General features: G+C 54.2%; 16 protein-coding genes. 6 read left to right on the top strand and 10 right to left on the bottom strand.

All coding sequences use genetic code 11. The annotated features are described in order from the left end of the window. Nucleotides 1-66: 66 nt before the first annotated feature. The 6 genes from BUA44_RS07075 to BUA44_RS07050 all read left to right on the top strand — a co-directional run bounded on the left by BUA44_RS07075 (nucleotide 67) and on the right by BUA44_RS07050 (nucleotide 3,635). On the top strand, nucleotides 67-504 hold the full coding sequence (locus BUA44_RS07075) for a Fur family transcriptional regulator (protein WP_143151899.1): 438 nt from the start codon (nucleotides 67-69) through the stop codon (nucleotides 502-504). Beyond that, nucleotides 497-763 carry a hypothetical protein gene (locus tag BUA44_RS15305; protein WP_143151898.1) on the top strand — a complete coding sequence of 89 codons (267 nt, stop codon included), beginning with the start codon at nucleotides 497-499 and terminating at the stop codon, nucleotides 761-763. The genes BUA44_RS07075 and BUA44_RS15305 overlap by 8 nt, the downstream gene beginning before the upstream one ends. Nucleotides 764-847: 84 nt before the next feature. Next, nucleotides 848-1,876 (top strand): metal ABC transporter substrate-binding protein, encoded by a 1,029-nt coding sequence (locus BUA44_RS07065; protein WP_072810189.1) that lies wholly within the window; start codon nucleotides 848-850, stop codon nucleotides 1,874-1,876. Nucleotide 1,877: 1 nt separating this feature from the next. Then, on the top strand, nucleotides 1,878-2,534 hold the full coding sequence (locus BUA44_RS07060) for a metal ABC transporter ATP-binding protein (RefSeq protein ID WP_072810186.1): 657 nt from the start codon (nucleotides 1,878-1,880) through the stop codon (nucleotides 2,532-2,534). Nucleotides 2,535-2,575: 41 nt separating this feature from the next. Then, nucleotides 2,576-3,430, top strand: a complete 855-nt coding sequence (locus tag BUA44_RS07055; protein WP_178348757.1) for a metal ABC transporter permease — start codon at nucleotides 2,576-2,578, stop codon at nucleotides 3,428-3,430. Nucleotide 3,431: 1 nt separating this feature from the next. Further along, nucleotides 3,432-3,635, top strand: coding sequence for a hypothetical protein (locus tag BUA44_RS07050; protein ID WP_072810184.1), 204 nt, complete (start codon nucleotides 3,432-3,434; stop codon nucleotides 3,633-3,635). Between the two features lie 299 nt (nucleotides 3,636-3,934). On the opposite strand, the gene BUA44_RS07045 is transcribed toward BUA44_RS07050, so the two are convergent. The 10 genes from BUA44_RS07045 to moeB all read right to left on the bottom strand — a co-directional run bounded on the left by BUA44_RS07045 (nucleotide 3,935) and on the right by moeB (nucleotide 14,744). After that, complete coding sequence (locus BUA44_RS07045; protein WP_072810181.1) at nucleotides 3,935-5,419, bottom strand: DUF1846 domain-containing protein; 1,485 nt, start codon at nucleotides 5,417-5,419, stop codon at nucleotides 3,935-3,937. Nucleotides 5,420-5,524: 105 nt separating this feature from the next. Beyond that, nucleotides 5,525-7,159: a glycosyl hydrolase family 8 gene (locus BUA44_RS07040; protein WP_072810178.1), complete on the bottom strand. Its 1,635-nt coding sequence runs from the start codon at nucleotides 7,157-7,159 to the stop codon at nucleotides 5,525-5,527. A gap of 205 nt (nucleotides 7,160-7,364) precedes the next feature. Beyond that, the gene (locus tag BUA44_RS07035; RefSeq protein ID WP_072810176.1) at nucleotides 7,365-7,775 is read right to left on the bottom strand and encodes a M67 family metallopeptidase; all 411 of its coding nucleotides are present in this window, start codon (nucleotides 7,773-7,775) and stop codon (nucleotides 7,365-7,367) included. A gap of 133 nt (nucleotides 7,776-7,908) precedes the next feature. Further along, the gene (locus BUA44_RS07030; protein WP_072810173.1) at nucleotides 7,909-8,718 is read right to left on the bottom strand and encodes a HesA/MoeB/ThiF family protein; all 810 of its coding nucleotides are present in this window, start codon (nucleotides 8,716-8,718) and stop codon (nucleotides 7,909-7,911) included. Further along, complete coding sequence (gene thiS / locus BUA44_RS07025) at nucleotides 8,718-8,924, bottom strand: sulfur carrier protein ThiS (protein WP_072810170.1); 207 nt, start codon at nucleotides 8,922-8,924, stop codon at nucleotides 8,718-8,720. The genes BUA44_RS07030 and thiS overlap by 1 nt, the downstream gene beginning before the upstream one ends. A 14-nt stretch (nucleotides 8,925-8,938) precedes the next feature. Beyond that, entirely contained in the window at nucleotides 8,939-9,184 is a 246-nt protein-coding gene (locus BUA44_RS07020; RefSeq protein ID WP_072810168.1) for a sulfurtransferase TusA family protein, read from the bottom strand. Nucleotides 9,185-9,383: 199 nt separating this feature from the next. Beyond that, a complete protein-coding gene (locus tag BUA44_RS07015; protein ID WP_072810166.1) occupies nucleotides 9,384-10,343 on the bottom strand; it encodes a serine O-acetyltransferase in 960 nt (319 codons plus the stop codon). 99 nt (nucleotides 10,344-10,442) lie between these two features. Continuing rightward, nucleotides 10,443-12,188 (bottom strand): cysteine desulfurase, encoded by a 1,746-nt coding sequence (locus tag BUA44_RS07010; RefSeq protein ID WP_072810163.1) that lies wholly within the window; start codon nucleotides 12,186-12,188, stop codon nucleotides 10,443-10,445. Beyond that, a complete protein-coding gene (locus BUA44_RS07005; RefSeq protein ID WP_072810161.1) occupies nucleotides 12,175-13,140 on the bottom strand; it encodes a family 2A encapsulin nanocompartment shell protein in 966 nt (321 codons plus the stop codon). The genes BUA44_RS07010 and BUA44_RS07005 overlap by 14 nt, the downstream gene beginning before the upstream one ends. Nucleotides 13,141-13,265: 125 nt before the next feature. Further along, the gene (moeB, locus tag BUA44_RS07000; RefSeq protein WP_072810160.1) at nucleotides 13,266-14,744 is read right to left on the bottom strand and encodes a molybdopterin-synthase adenylyltransferase MoeB; all 1,479 of its coding nucleotides are present in this window, start codon (nucleotides 14,742-14,744) and stop codon (nucleotides 13,266-13,268) included. Nucleotides 14,745-14,787 lie beyond the last annotated feature (43 nt).

Genomic DNA, 14,787 nt, shown 5'->3' with positions numbered 1-14,787 from the left:
CTGCGGCCCATTCGCAGGCTTTTTCGTTGACAACGCACCCACTTTTTGTTAAATTTAAATTTGCGAATGATTTGCAAATTAGAATACAAGACGAAAACGCGACAAGTCATCATGGACTTCATGGTCAAGAATCCTGACCGGATTTTCAAGGCCTCCGACATTGCCCAGGACCTGCGCTCCGTTTCCCTGAGCACCATCTACAGGAACCTCGCCCGTCTCGAAAAAGCGGGTATCGTCCAGATTGTCGGGGCCGAAGAGAACAAGGAACTCCAGTACCGCTACACGGGCCCGAGCAAGTGCCAGGAGAAAATGCACCTCGTGTGCAAGGAATGCGGCAAGTTTTTCCACCTGGAAGGCCCCGCACTCAAGATGCTGCAACTTTCGGTACAGCGCGTAAGCGGCTTTGAACTGGACCAGCAGCAGTCGGTTCTGCTCGGGCGCTGCGCCGGATGCTCCATAGCCGCGAAGAAGCCCCTCCCGCGGAGTCGTATGCACCATGTTTAAGGCCCTGTTCGACAGGCTTCTGGTTGTCATGGCGTCGCTCTACGTGTCACGCCACCTGGAACACCATTGCCACGGCGAACATTGCCACGTCTGTCACCATATCCATCGCTGTCTGGAACTGATTACGGTCTGCATGGAAATGGTCGTCGCACCTTTTGAAATCGCGCTCTGCTGCGTGTTTTTCAGGCTCCCCCGCATCAAGGTTCTCGATACGTGCCGAGCCACTCTTGTTTCGCAAAAGGTCCTGTTGTTGAATTGAAGTGCGTCGCACCCAAGACGACGAGCGGTACAAAGCCGCATAACAACATCAACAACATTTGTCCATACGGACAAGGACCTTTATATGAAAAAAGTTGCATCCATTGCAATATCGTTTTTCGCGTTAGCGTTCATGCTGACCGCATGCAACACGGAATCCGGGAAAAAGGATTCCGCACCGAAAAAGATTTCCGTCGTCGCAACCATCTACCCGCAGTACGACTGGTTGAAGAACGTGATTGGCGAGCGTGCCGATGCAGTTGACCTGAAACTGCTCATCAAGAACGGCACCGACCTTCACAGCTACAAGCCCTCGGCCAAGGACATTGCGACCATCGCCAAGGCCGACCTTGTCGTTTACGTGGGCGGCGAGTCTGACGAATGGATTGAGAAGGCACTTGCGGCTACCCCGAAGGAAGGGCGCGTCGCGCTGAACCTGATGAAGGCTCTCGGCGACCGCATCAAGGAAGAAGAAGTCGTGGAGGGCATGCAGGTAGAGGAACATCATGAGCATGCCAAGGTCACCGAGCCTGCCGAGGCGACCTCCGAGCATCATCACCACGAAGAAGTCGAGAACGACGAGCACATCTGGCTTTCGCTGGTAGCGGCCAAATACCTGGTTGGCGTGGACATCGTCAAAGCCCTGGTCAAAATCGACACCGCAAATGCCGAAACATACAGATCGAACGCAGCTGACTATACTGTCAAGCTGAACGAAATTGACGACGAATATGCCGATGCCGTTGCCGAGGCGACCCACGAAACTATCCTGTTCGGCGACCGTTTCCCGTTTCGCTATCTGGTGGACGATTATGGCATTAAGTACTATGCCGCATTTGCCGGCTGTTCCGCCGAGAGCGAAGCGAGTTTCGAGACTGTAACCTTCCTTGCGAACAAGATGGATTCGCTTGCGCTCCCCGCCATTTTGACTATCGACGGCAGCGACGGGAAAATCGCCCGGGCGATTCTCGATGCGAGCAAGAACTCCAAGAACGCGCAGGTCTTGACGCTCAATTCGATGCAGTCGGTGACGGACGAACAGATAAAGGCCGGCGTCGATTACCTCTCCATCATGCGCGACAATCTGGAAGTATTGAAAAAGGCTTTAAAATAACATGAACGAAATAATCCCTCTGATCAAATGCCGCCAGCTGACGCTCGGCTACGGAAGCAAGGACCTGGTCCGCGACTTGGATTACGACGTGAATGTCGGGGACTACCTCTGCATCATCGGACGCAACGGTTCCGGCAAGACAACGTTCCTCCGTGGAATCGCAGGCTTGCTCAAGCCCAAGTCCGGAGATATCGAACTCTGCGAAGGGCTCAAGCGCAGTGAAATCGGTTACCTGCCGCAGATGACGCTAGTCCAGAGGGATTTTCCCGCATCGGTGGAAGAAATCGTTCTTTCCGCATTCCAGGGCAAGTTCCGCCTGCTGCCGTTTTATGGACGGGCCCAGCGGGAGCGCGCCATGGAATGCATGGCGCTCACCCGCACCGAAAGCTTGCGCAAGTCGTGCTTCCGCGAGCTTTCGGGGGGCCAAAAGCAGCGCGTGCTTTTGGCCCGGGCCCTCTGTGCTGCCGAACGCTTATTGCTTCTCGACGAACCGGTGACGGGACTCGATCCCGAATCTACGGAAACGATGTACCGCGTCATCAATGACCTACACAAGAAGGGCATGACCATCGTGATGGTCACGCACGACGTGGACTCCGCCCTGGACGATGCTACCCGCGTGATGAACTTCGACCAAATATCAGTTAAAGGAAGATAAAACCTCAAGTCAAGGAGATCCCCGCATTCGCGGGGATGACAATGTACGGTATGCCAATTGATACGCTTCTTTTCTACCTGGACTTTCCCTTCGTGCGCTACGCGATTATCGTAGGCGTACTCGTATCGCTCTGTTCGTCGCTGCTGGGCGTTACCCTCGTACTCAAGCGCTACTCCTATATCGGCGACGGCCTTTCGCACGTCGCATTCGGCGCACTTGCCATTGCAGCAGTACTCAAGGTGACAAACAACATGCTCATCATCTTGCCGGTAACCATAGCCGTGGCAGTACTCCTGCTCTGCACCGGGAAAAACGCTCGCATCAAGGGCGATGCCGCCGTCGCCATGGTATCGGTCGGTGCGCTTGCCATCGGCTACCTGCTGATGAACATATTTTCCACTTCGGCAAACATCTCGGGCGACGTGTGCACCACGCTTTTCGGTTCCACGTCCATCCTCACGCTGAAACTGGAAGAGGTCATCCTGTGCATAGCGCTCTCGTGCGTGGTTCTTTTCTGCTTCGTCCTCTTCTACAACAAGATTTTCTCCATCACGTTCGACGAGAATTTCGCACGAGCCACAGGCGTCAACACTGCGCTTTTCAACCTGCTGATTGCGGTCATCGTCGCAACGATTATCGTACTCGCCATGAACCTTGTGGGTGCGCTTTTGGTATCGGCCCTCGTGGTTTTCCCGGCACTTTCGGCCATGCGCGTATTCAAGAGCTTTTTCTCGGTAACGGTCGCTGCGGCCACCATATCCGTGATTTGCTCGCTTATCGGCATCGTAGTCGCTATTCTCGCCGGAACTCCCGTGGGTTCGACCATCGTGGCGGCGGATATCGTAGTTTTCGGTCTATTCTACCTGATAGGTATTGCACGAAACGGCGGTAACTAATTTGTCCAAATATTTCAAGAAAACAGCAATCGCATTCATTGCTGTGTTCCTGTTCGCGCTGAACGCCTCCGCGAAGGAAGACCTGGGCGATTGGCCGAAGGCCCTCTACGGTCAGGCTCTGCTTGCCGAAGGTTCTCCGCTCCCGAACCCGGCTGAGTATGTGGCAGCAGCCACACGACTGCTCGGCCAAGCCGCTGGCAAGTAAATCCCGTTAGGCCTCGCTCTCGTTGCCACGCCCGGTTAATACCGGGCGCTTGCAGCTCACAACAAAACTGCTGACTGCATCCGTCAAATAAGGTCCCCGAGCTTGCCGAGGGGCCGCACCGCAAACATCAAAAAGACCGCGATTCAATCGCGGCATTTTTTTCAAATCTTCGCACCAACTAGAGAAAAGTCATTAAAAAGTCGTATAGACGAGTATAACGAGGCCGCAGACCCCGAAGCCGTACAACTGGTACGGCGAGTTGGGTTGAGAACGAAGTTAGACGAAGTCTAGACGACTTTTTATCCATGGTAAAGGTTGCCGGACTGATAATTCGGTTCCGTCGTGAGGTTCACGCCCAGGCGGCGGAACACGCCCACATCGACCTGCGAGAGGATAACGCTGGAATGCACTTCGCAGTGGCGGAGTTCCGGCAACTTCTCTAGGGCGATTTTCGCGTTGTAGTCCGTGAGGGCACACACAGAGAGCGCCACGAGGGCCTCGTCCATGTGCAAGCGCGGATTCCTGTGGCCAAGCTGTTTCGTCTTCAGATTCTGAATCGGCTCGATGACCATCGGCGAAAGCAGGCGCACTTCGTCGGGGATACCCGCAAGATGCTTGAGTGCGTCAAGCAGCATGGCAGAAGATGCACCCAACAGCGAAGAGGTCTTCGCCGAGATGATTGCACCGTCGTTCAGCTGGATGGCGACCGCGGGACCTTCGGTCAACTGCGCGCGTTCCACGGCAGCCGCAATCACGGGGCGGTCGGCAGTGCTAATCTGCGCCTGCTCCATGATGAGTTCCTGCTTGTAAATCTGGTCCTTTTCCGCATTGCCCTTGCGCACGTCGCAGAGCGTGTTATAGTAGCGGCGGATGATTTCCTGCTTGGCGGCCTCGCAAACAGCTTCATCGTCGATAATGCAGTTGCCCGCCATGTTCACGCCCATGTCCGTAGGGCTTTTGTACGGAGATTCTCCCAGAATGCGCGTAAACAGCGCGTTCAGCACCGGGAAAATTTCCACGTCGCGGTTGTAGTTGATGGTAGTTTGTCCGTAAGCTTCCAGATGGAACGGGTCAATCATGTTCACGTCGTTCAGGTCGGCGGTCGCCGCCTCGTACGCGAGGTTCACCGGATGCTTGAGCGGGATGTTCCAGATGGGGAACGTCTCAAACTTCGCGTAGCCCGCCTTGATGCCACGCTTGTTCTCGTGATAAATCTGCGAGAGGCACACGGCCATCTTTCCACTCCCGGGGCCGGGAGCCGTCACCACCACAAGTTCGCGAGTCGTTTCGACAAACTCGTTCTTGCCGTAACCGTCGTCGCTTACAACCAAAGGAATATTGCTCGGGTAACCCGCAATCGGGTAGTGGCGGTAAACCTTGAGTCCCAGTCCTTCCAGCTTCTTCTGGTAGGCAACGGCACTCGGCTGTTCCTGCCAGCGGGTCAGCACCACAGAGCTCACGTAGAGGCCATAACCGCGGAACGCGTCAATCAGGCGGAGCACGTCCTGGTCGTAGGTAATACCGAGGTCGCCGCGGACCTTGTTCTTTTCGATGTCACCCGCATTAATGGCGATAATGACTTCGGCCTTGTCCTTGATTTTTTCGAGCATGCGGATTTTACTGTCGGGCGCGAAGCCAGGCAACACGCGGGATGCGTGATGGTCATCAAACAGTTTTCCGCCAAATTCCAGGTAAAGTTTTCCGCCGAACTTCGCGATGCGTTCGGCAATTTTTTCGGACTGCGTCTTGAGGTACGCTTCGTTATCAAAACCTACTTTAAACATCTTTTTCTACCGATTCAAAATTAAAATTCAACATCCCAAAAATAAAAAATTTTTCGGGGCAAACACGATGCCTGCCCCGAAGCAAAAACACGCGGTCAAGAAAATTTATTTCACGACTTTGTACGCCCTGTTACCGACAATCACGAGCAGCGCTCCCCTGTTTTCGATACGCACTTCGTGCATCGCGGACTGCGTTCTTGATTTCACAAGCACGCGACCGTTGAGGTCGGAAACCGTGAACCTGGAACCGGCAGGCGCATTCTCGATAAAGATGGAATTTGCATGTGCACGTATCTTTATGTCAGTATTAAAGTTAAGTGCATTTGAAATTGCGTCCGGACCCGGAGCAACCTTCTTCGCAGTCACCGCCACCTCGTAGAGCTTGCACGATTCAAAAGCGTGAAACGTGGTGTCGTTTTCATAACTCACGCCGTTGTATTCACCCTCTGCCGTCTTTTTCTCGATCTCGGGCTTCTTCTTCCAAATCTTGAAGTTGCCGGTGAGATGGAGCATGGCGAGGTAATGCACCAGGCCGTCGTAGTAACGCTGGCTACCGACGATGGGCTTGGAATCCCAGGCCTTCTGCAGCACCTTCTTCACCAAATCCTTGTAGCCCTCTTCTTCAAGCAGGGCATAGGTAGCAACCGCATTCGCACCCGCCTGGCCGATGGTGAAATCGCCGTATCCGTTGGTGCCGTCCCAGTTGAAATGCCCGTGCCTGTACCCGTCCTTTTCGAAGAAGTCGGTAATCACCTTCGCGATTTTCGTCTGGCGTTCCATATCCACGCCGAACAGGTAGCTGTCCATGCCGTAGTTCATGGGGCAACGGATGGCATCAAACGCGTATTTCGTAGAATTGTCGCTAAAGGCGTAGTGCGGAGTCCCGTCGAAGTTGCTGTAGTCGCTGCACAGGCCCGACTGCGGGTTTGCGGAATTGTAGATGTGGTCGCGGGTGGCCTTCGTCGCCTTTTTCCACTTGTCGGTGTTGGTGTCGGACCAGCGGCTGAACAGGTCCACGAATGCGGGCAAACTGTAAGAGGCGTCGCCCCAGGTGTTGTTGCCGTCGCTCGGCTGGAACGTAGCAATGAAGGACTGTTCGCTGTACAGGGATTGGCCGTTGCCTTTCCAGCAGGCCTTCAAGATGCTCTGTGCGTCCTTCATGTATTGAGCGTCGTCCCAGCGGTTGGCCGCAAACAAAAGCGCCATCATGAAGTAGATTTCGCCGTCGGGAGCGTTGCCCCAATCGCGCACGGAACCGTCGCGGTTTGCCTGCCACGCGAAATAGCCGCTTCCGCCCGTGGCAGGATTGCTCCACATGTGTTTCTTGGCCCAGTTCCAGAGTTTGCCGAACTGTTCCTTGTGGTTGGTCTGCACGGCAATCATCATGCCGTAGCTCATGCCCTCGGAGCGGATGTCGTTGTTGTTTATATCGACAATGTAGCCGCCGTCGTTGTCTTCGTAATACACGGTCTTGTCATTCTGCCCGCCAAAATAGTGATTCCAGAGTTCGTCAAGCTTATTCTGTATGTCTTCGTCAGTCTTGCCGAGGAACGTCTTGAACGGGCTCGTGTAATCGCCCGTGTAGTAGGCGCCCGTAGATTGCGTGCCATCCTTTTCGCAGTCGGGGCCAAAGTAGGCTCCGCTATCGTCGAAGAATGTGCCGGTGTAGATTGAATTTTCCGCCGCGGTGGCCATGGAAGCGCACAGCAAGGCGACCGATAATACGGACAGGTTTTTCATTTCGTTCTCCCAAGAGTTGATTTAACCTATCCATAACAAACCCGGCTATAATATAGATAAGGGCGGTTCGATTTCACTTATCGCGCAGAAAAAGCCGTTGTTAGGCAAAACAACGCAAAAATACCATTTTTGCACTAAAAACGCAAAAGTGCCTCCAGGGCAGGAATTTCACATAAGCCCCGGAGGCACCGTTGTACGGAGATCTTTAGGCGATTACAAGCCCTTCGTTCGTGGCGGTATCGCCCTCAATGTGGAAGGAATTGAGCACCGGATGTTCGCGGTCCATGAGCGAAAGAATCAAGTAGCTCGCCCTGCTATCGTAGGCAAGGCGCTTGTCTTCTTCCGACGGGCGCGAAGGGGATTCCGGATGAGAATGCCAGTTGCCCAGCGGCGAGAGGCCGTTTGCACGCATGTCCTTGATGGCGGCAAGCTGTTCCTTGGGGTCCAGCGAAAAATGCTCGTTCGAATGGTCGATATTCGTGAGCAGGTAGACCTTCTCGATATGCTTGTCGCTACCTTCGATGCGCCCCGCAATCAGCCCGCAGGCCTCTTCGGGCAGGTTCTTTTCGGCATGCGCGAGGATTTTTTCGTAGTTGTCTTTTGAAATGGAAATCATTTTTTCTCCAATGTCATCCCCGGCTTGACCGGGCGGACAGCACTTAACAACTTGTTGTTTAGTGCGCATGGCCACCAAGGTGGGGATCTTTTTTAGGGGAGATGCCCGCCTACGCGGGCATGACAACAAAGGTTTAATGCTTCAAATCGCAAACCGCCTGTTCGTAGTCGATGAGCTGGGTGATGGTCGGGTGCGTGCCGCACACGGCGCAGTCTTCGGTATGCGTCGGGAGTTTCACCTTGCGGAATTCCATCGTGAGCGCATTGTAAGTGAGCAAGTAGCCCGTGAGCAAATTGCCCACGCCGAGAATGTACTTGACGGTTTCCATCGCCTGCAAGCTACCGATAACGCCGCCCATAGCGCCAATCACGCCCGCCTGCTTGCATGTCGGCACGGCATCTTTCGGAGGCGGCTCCTTGAACACGCAGCGGTAGCAGGGGCCCTGGCCCGGAACATACGTCATGAGCTGGCCCTGGAAGCGGATGATGCCCGCATGGGAGAAAGGTTTCTTCGCCATCACGCAAGCGTCGTTGATGAGGAACTTCGCCGGGAAATTGTCGGTGCCGTCGATGATGAAATCGTAGTCCTTGATGAGGTCGAGGATGTTGTCGCTGGTGACGAAGGTGTGGTACGTAACCACTTTCACGTCGGGGTTCATCGCTTCCATCGTCTCTTTCGCGGACTGCACCTTGGGCTTGCCCACATCGGCCGTCGCATGGATAATCTGGCGTTGCAAATTGGAAAGGTCAACCACGTCGGCATCGGCAATGCCTATCGTGCCCACGCCTGCTGCAGCAAGGTACATCGCCACGGGAGCGCCGAGGCCACCCGCGCCAATCACGAGAACTTTTGCGTTCAGGAGCTTCTTCTGGCCCTTCGCGCCCACCTCTTTCAAGATGATGTGGCGCGAATAGCGCTCCAGCTGTTCGTTAGTAAAAGCCATTAACAGCCACCTCCCATGAAGTAGAGGAACTCGACGCTGTCGCCGTCCTTGAGCACGGCCTTGTCAAACGTTCCGCCCTCAACAAATTCCTCGTTCACCGAAACCGTCACGTAAAGCGGGTTGTCAATTTTCTCGGCTTCAATCAGTTCTGCGACGGTGAGGCCGTCCTTGTATTCTTTCTTGTTTCCTGCAACAGTAATAATCATTTTATACTCCTTGGTTAGTCGCCGACCTTCTTCACGATGAGCGTGTAGGTTCCGTCCTGGTTGTCGTCAAGTTTCAAGATTTCGTGACCCTCTTCCTTGATGCTGCGCGGCACGTTCTGCACCGGTTCGCCGTCGTTCAGGCGGATAGAAAGGATTTGGCCTTCTTCCAGTTCCTCGAGGGCGACCTTCGCCTTCACGAAAGTAGTCGGGCACACGACATCGGTAATGTCGATGGTATCGTCGATTTTTATTTCTGCCATTGTTGTTTCTCCGTACATTGTTGTTTTAATCTGGCCCAAATATAGAACGCGTTTTCGCACGCGTCCAATACATTGTTTTTATGCTGAATTATCGGTTTTTTCTATAGCAAGTTGCCATCCTGTGATTTTTTGATGACGTTAAATTAATTCAGAGCACATTAATCTTTCGTCTGTAGCGAGTTTGCGAGCGATCTTTCGTCTAAATAATGTAGTACCACTCCTCGCTCTGGGTAATTTCTTCCGTCTTGTGTTGCTTATCGGTAGAAACGTAGTCCATTTCAAGGCTCTTCATGCTCACGCGGGTATTGGGCGCGACAGAACTCGTGATGAAGGCACTGCCACCGATAATGGCATTTTCGCCTACAACCGTATCGCCGCCTAGAATGGATGCGTTCGCGTAAATAGTTACGTTGTCTTGAATGGTCGGATGACGTTTTTTGCCGGAGAGGCGCTGACCCCCGCGCGTCGAGAGCGCACCGAGAGTCACGCCCTGGTAAATCTTCACGTTATTGCCAATAACCGCAGTTTCGCCAATCACAATGCCCGTACCGTGATCGATAAAGAAGTACTTGCCGATGGATGCACCCGGATGGATGTCAATTCCCGTCTTGGAATGCGCATACTCAGTCATGAGCCGCGGGAGAACCGGAACATGCAAAAGGTAAAGTTCATGGGCAATGCGAAAGATGGTTGTCGCCATAAGGCCCGGATACGCAAGGATAATTTCGTCGAGGCAGCCGGCTGCAGGGTCGCCATCAAAAGCGGCATGCAAATCGGTTTCAAGACATTCGCGAATCCAAGGAATCTTCGCGAAAAATTCCTTGCAGATACGGTAGCTTTCAATCTTGCGCTCGTCCGAAGTCATGGTACCACGGAGCTTGCAATAATCAAGCGCGATGGCCACCTGCTTGTGGAGGTGGTAAAAAGTATCTTCGATAATGACCGCGAAGCTATTCTTCGGGTTGTAAATCTTGTGCGAGCGGTCCCTGAAATGTCCGGGATAAACCACACGGATCAGGTTCTGCAAAATCGTCTGAATCTCGGCCTGGTCGGGTCGATTATAGATGTCAATGTTGTCGATATGCTTGCCGCGATTGTAATCGGCAAAAATCGTCTGGACAGCTTTTTCGACTTCTGATTCCTGGATAAGTTCGTGCATGAGTCAAATTTGTTGAAAGAGAATTACGGCGTTCACTTCGACAAGCTCAGTGAACTTGTTTAGGTCCCTGAGCCTGCCGAAGGGCCGTCTTAGTCTAACCTATGCGAACGTCTTCAGCGCCCTCACAAGAGCGTCGATGTCGTCCGGAGAGTTGTACAGCGCAAGCGTCGGGCGAACGGTACTTTCGTAACCGAAATGCCTGAGTATCGGCTGTGCGCAGTGGTGACCTGTACGCACGGCAACACCGTAGGCGTCGAGCCTCTTGCCCACTTCTTCGTCGGAATATCCGTCGAGCTTGAAGGCGAGAGCAGAAGCCTTGTTGAGCGCCGTACCTACAAGGTGCAGACCCTTGACGGTCTTAAGTTCCTTGAGGCCATACTGCAGCAGTTCATGTTCCCAGCGGAACACGCAGGGCATCCCGATTTCGGAGAGGTACTGGAGGGCCGCACCGAGGCCAACAGCGTCGGCGATGCTTCCGGTTCCCGCTTCGAACTTGTTCGGGATTCCGTTGTAGATGGTGCGCTCGAAGGTCACGTCAGCAATCATGTTGCCACCGCCATGGTACGGGCGGGCCGCTTCGAGCAATTCCTTCTTGCCGTAAACGACGCCGATACCGGTCGGAGCAAACACCTTGTGTCCGGAGAACACGAAGAAGTCTGCGTCGAGGGCGGAAACATTCACCGGAATGTGAGCGATGGACTGCGCGCCGTCAATGAGGATTCTCACGCCGTGCCTGTGGGCAATCGCGATGAGTTCCTCGATCGGGGTGACCGTACCGAGTACGTTCGAAACGTGAGTCACAGAAACAAACTTGGTGCGCTTCGTGAACAGAGCCTCGTAATCGTGCAATTTGAGCTGGCCGGTAGAATCACACGGAATCACCTTGATGATGGCGCCCGTTTCTTCGGCAATGAGCTGCCACGGCACGATGTTCGCGTGGTGTTCCAGGATGGAGACAATGATTTCGTCACCCGGCTGGAGCGTCGGCTTCACGTAAGCGTTGGCCACCAGGTTGATGGCCTCGGTGGTACCGCGTACGAATACGATTTCCTGCGAAGACGGGGCCCCGATAAAGTCACGCACGATGTTACGGGCGTTTTCGTAGGCATCCGTCGATGCAGCCGCAAGCGTATGGGCGCCACGGTGCACGTTGGAGTTCTCGTTTTCGTAGTAGTACTTGAGGCGGTCAATCACCACTTGCGGGCGCTGCGTCGTTGCACCGTTATCGAGCCAAACGAGAGGATGCCCGTTTATCTGCTTCGAAAGAATCGGGAAGTCGCTACGGATTTGCGCAAGGTTCTTGGAACCGATGCGGATGGATTCGTTGCGGGAATTGGAGCCGCTGTTAGCGTTGCCGGCCTTGTTCACGGAATCGCCTCCGAGAGAAGTCGGAGCGTCTATCGGGCGAGCGTTTTCTGCCGCCTGAGTCTTGGAAAGGACCTTCGGAGAATACCCCGTTGCAGGCGCGGGCGCTGCCGGGACATCGCCGAACTGCGACAAAAATTCCGCTTCGGGAACCGCAGGGGCTTCAACCGTATTGAGCCAGGTATCGGTGGAATTGCCGCCATAGGCAAACGGAGCCGAAGAAGTCGGCTGGTCGCCATAGGTCGCAAACGGATGTTCCCAGTCGAATGCGGGAGTCTGGCTGATGGCAGCTGCCCCTTGGGCAGCACTCACTCCCTGAGCCGCAGAAGCGTTCTGCACTTCGGGTGCTGCGGGAGTTGCAGCATAAGCACTGTCCGTCAAGTCGGGAAAGTACTCATTCGCCAACTGCTCCAGTTCAGCCGCATTGGGAACTCCGGCGAGCTCTTCCAGCGATCTGGTATCTGGATTATTCGTAATCATAGTATTCGCCAACCTCTACGTCTTCAAGGACTGCAATGGCGTCGTCGGCAAGGATAGCCGCAGAGCAGTACAGGGAAAGCAGGTAAGAAGCAACGCCCTTGTTGTCGATGCCGCGGAAGCGCACGGAAAGGCCACGAGAGTGTTCGTTCTTGAGACCGGCCTGGAAGAGGCCAATCACGCCACGCTTGGCTTCGCCAGTACGCACGAGCAAGATATTGGTCTTGCCGCCCTGGGACTTCGGGTTCTTCACGCCGTCCACGAGGAGCTTATCGGTCGGGACCAGAGGAATTCCGCGCCAGGTGAGGAACTTGCCACCGGCGATATCGACAACAACAGGCGGCACGCCACGGCGGGTGCATTCGCGTTCGAATGCGGCAATGGCACGCGGGTGAGCGAGGAAGAAGGACGGTTCCTTCCAGACCTTCGAAATGAGTTCGTCGAGATCGTCCGGTGTGGGGCGGCCGTCGGCGCGGAGCGGCTGGATACGCTGGGAATCAGCCACGTTCTTCAGCAGACCGTAATCGTCGTTGTTGATGAGCTGACTTTCCTGACGTTCGCGAAGCGATTCGATGGCAAGGCCGAGCTGTTCCTGAACTTGGTCGTACGGAGAGCTGTAAACATCTTCGATGGCCGTGTTCACGTTGATAATCGTAGAGATGGAATTGAGCTTGTATTCGCGCGGTTCGGTTTCGTATTCGACATAGCCTTCCGGAATAATGTCGGTTTTCTTGGTCTGGCTGCAAAGAACATCGAGCGGGGTTTCGCCTTCCACGACCTTGTTCACACGGAACAGGCCCGTTTCGAGACCCTTGAATTCAAGGAACTTGGTGAGCCACTTGGGAGTCAGCGCACCAAATTGCGGCTTGGTCTTGGTGACGTTCGCCAGGTTGTAGGCAGCCTTTGCGCCAAGCGCATTGATGCCGGTTTTCTTTTCTGTAGCTTCATTTGCCATAGTGGTTTACCTCTTGGGTTTGAGTTAAGTGTTGCACCCTGTCATCCTGGAGGCCGAAGGCCGATAGGATCCTGTGCAGATTTTTGAATTCCTATTAGTTCTATAGGATTTTGCGAGAAAAAATTTTACAGCCATGCGCCTTCGTGCGAGAACATGATATCCTTCATGGCATCGACGCCGCCCTTCAGGTTGTAAAGCGGCCCCGTGTAGCCCGCTTCGCGCAAGGTGTTGATGGCGAGAATGCTGCGTTTGCCCTGCTTGCAGATGAAAACCGTATCCTTGTTCGGGTCCAGTTCTTTTTGCCTGCGGGCCAGCTGCCCGATGGGAATCACGATGGCGTTCGGGAAGCGCAAAATCGCGCGTTCATGCGGCTCACGCACATCCACGATAGTCATCGGGTCGCCATTGTCAATCTTCTTCGCGAGTTCTTCGGGAGTAAAGCCCTCCACCGGAATTTCGTTTTCGGTCTTGAGCCCACAAAGTTCATCGTAATCGATTTCCTCGACATCGGTAATCGTCGGGTTGCTCCCGCAAATAGGGCAGTTCCTGTTGCGCTCCACCTTCAAGATTCGCGAAGTCAGGTACAGGCTATCGACATGCAAAAGTTTTCCGTTCAGGTGCTCGCCGATACCGAGAATCAGCTTGAGCGCTTCGTTGGCCTGGATGCTCCCCACAATACCCGGAAGCGGGCTAATCGCGCCACCTTCGGAACAGGAAGGAATGAGCCCTGCCGGCGGAGGCGACGGGAATTGGCAACGGTAGCACGGGCCGCCATCCAGATTGAAAATGCCCACCTGGCCTTCGAACTGGTAAATCGCGCCGAACACGACGGGAATGCCGTGCAGCGCACACGCATCGTTAATGAGGTAGCGCGCCTTGTAGTTGTCAGAGCAGTCGACCACCAAATCGTAACCGTCAATCTGTTCCAGAATATTCGAAGAATCTAGCTGCACCTTTTCGGCGATAAATTCGATATTCCTGTTGATGTTTTTTACCTTGTCCTTGGCGGAGGCGACTTTCGGGCGCTTGATATCGCGGGAACCGTGAAGTACCTGGCTCTGCAGGTTTTCGAGCGAGACCTCGTTGAAATCGATGACCTTGATGGTCCCGACACCCGCCGCGGCTAGGTACTGGATTACAGGCGACCCGAGTGCGCCCGCACCCGCGACAACGACCTTGGCCGCCTTGATGCGTTTCTGGCCCTTCACGCCGATTTCCTTAAGCATTAGGTGCTTGCCGAAGCGTTCCACCTCGTTGTCATCGAAGGAAACTTCCTTGCGCCTCTCGTCCGAAATGAGACTTTCGACCGCAGCGCTCTCCGCTTCTTCAACAGGCGATCCGCCCGCAATCGCAGGCAACAACAGGATTTCCGTTTCTTCGGGAAGCGGCGTTTCCCAGAGGGTTTCCACCGTCAGGTTCTTGCCGTTGACATAAATCTGAATAAAGTTCCGGAGCTTGCCACCATCATCGTAAAGGACGTTCTTGGCATCCGGATACATGTCCAAAAGGATGGCGAGAGCCTTCCTGACCGTACTCGCGGGAATCTCTATCCGCGCATTTCTACCAAAAAAATTTCTAAGGGTAGCCGAGATGTATATTTTCACTTTTTCCTCCGTACAAGAAAAGTGGAATTTTAAACAAAATAAT

The sequence above is a fragment of the Fibrobacter sp. UWR3 genome (assembly GCF_900143055.1).
Taxonomy (GTDB): Bacteria; Fibrobacterota; Fibrobacteria; order Fibrobacterales; family Fibrobacteraceae; genus Fibrobacter.
This window is presented reverse-complemented; position numbering and strand designations above follow the sequence as displayed.

Excerpts from the sequence above, each read along its gene's own strand:
- BUA44_RS07075 (WP_143151899.1), top strand. The coding sequence starts at position 67 with ATGATTTGCAAATTAGAATACAAGACGAAAACGCGACAAGTCATCATG.
- BUA44_RS15305 (WP_143151898.1), top strand. The coding sequence starts at position 497 with ATGTTTAAGGCCCTGTTCGACAGGCTTCTGGTTGTCATGGCGTCGCTC.
- BUA44_RS07065 (WP_072810189.1), top strand. The coding sequence starts at position 848 with ATGAAAAAAGTTGCATCCATTGCAATATCGTTTTTCGCGTTAGCGTTC.
- BUA44_RS07060 (WP_072810186.1), top strand. The coding sequence starts at position 1,878 with ATGAACGAAATAATCCCTCTGATCAAATGCCGCCAGCTGACGCTCGGC.
- BUA44_RS07055 (WP_178348757.1), top strand. The coding sequence starts at position 2,576 with ATGTACGGTATGCCAATTGATACGCTTCTTTTCTACCTGGACTTTCCC.
- BUA44_RS07045 (WP_072810181.1), bottom strand. The coding sequence starts at position 5,419 with ATGTTTAAAGTAGGTTTTGATAACGAAGCGTACCTCAAGACGCAGTCC.
- BUA44_RS07040 (WP_072810178.1), bottom strand. The coding sequence starts at position 7,159 with ATGAAAAACCTGTCCGTATTATCGGTCGCCTTGCTGTGCGCTTCCATG.
- BUA44_RS07035 (WP_072810176.1), bottom strand. The coding sequence starts at position 7,775 with ATGATTTCCATTTCAAAAGACAACTACGAAAAAATCCTCGCGCATGCC.
- BUA44_RS07030 (WP_072810173.1), bottom strand. The coding sequence starts at position 8,718 with ATGGCTTTTACTAACGAACAGCTGGAGCGCTATTCGCGCCACATCATC.
- thiS (WP_072810170.1), bottom strand. The coding sequence starts at position 8,924 with ATGATTATTACTGTTGCAGGAAACAAGAAAGAATACAAGGACGGCCTC.
- BUA44_RS07020 (WP_072810168.1), bottom strand. The coding sequence starts at position 9,184 with ATGGCAGAAATAAAAATCGACGATACCATCGACATTACCGATGTCGTG.
- BUA44_RS07015 (WP_072810166.1), bottom strand. The coding sequence starts at position 10,343 with ATGCACGAACTTATCCAGGAATCAGAAGTCGAAAAAGCTGTCCAGACG.
- BUA44_RS07010 (WP_072810163.1), bottom strand. The coding sequence starts at position 12,188 with ATGATTACGAATAATCCAGATACCAGATCGCTGGAAGAGCTCGCCGGA.
- BUA44_RS07005 (WP_072810161.1), bottom strand. The coding sequence starts at position 13,140 with ATGGCAAATGAAGCTACAGAAAAGAAAACCGGCATCAATGCGCTTGGC.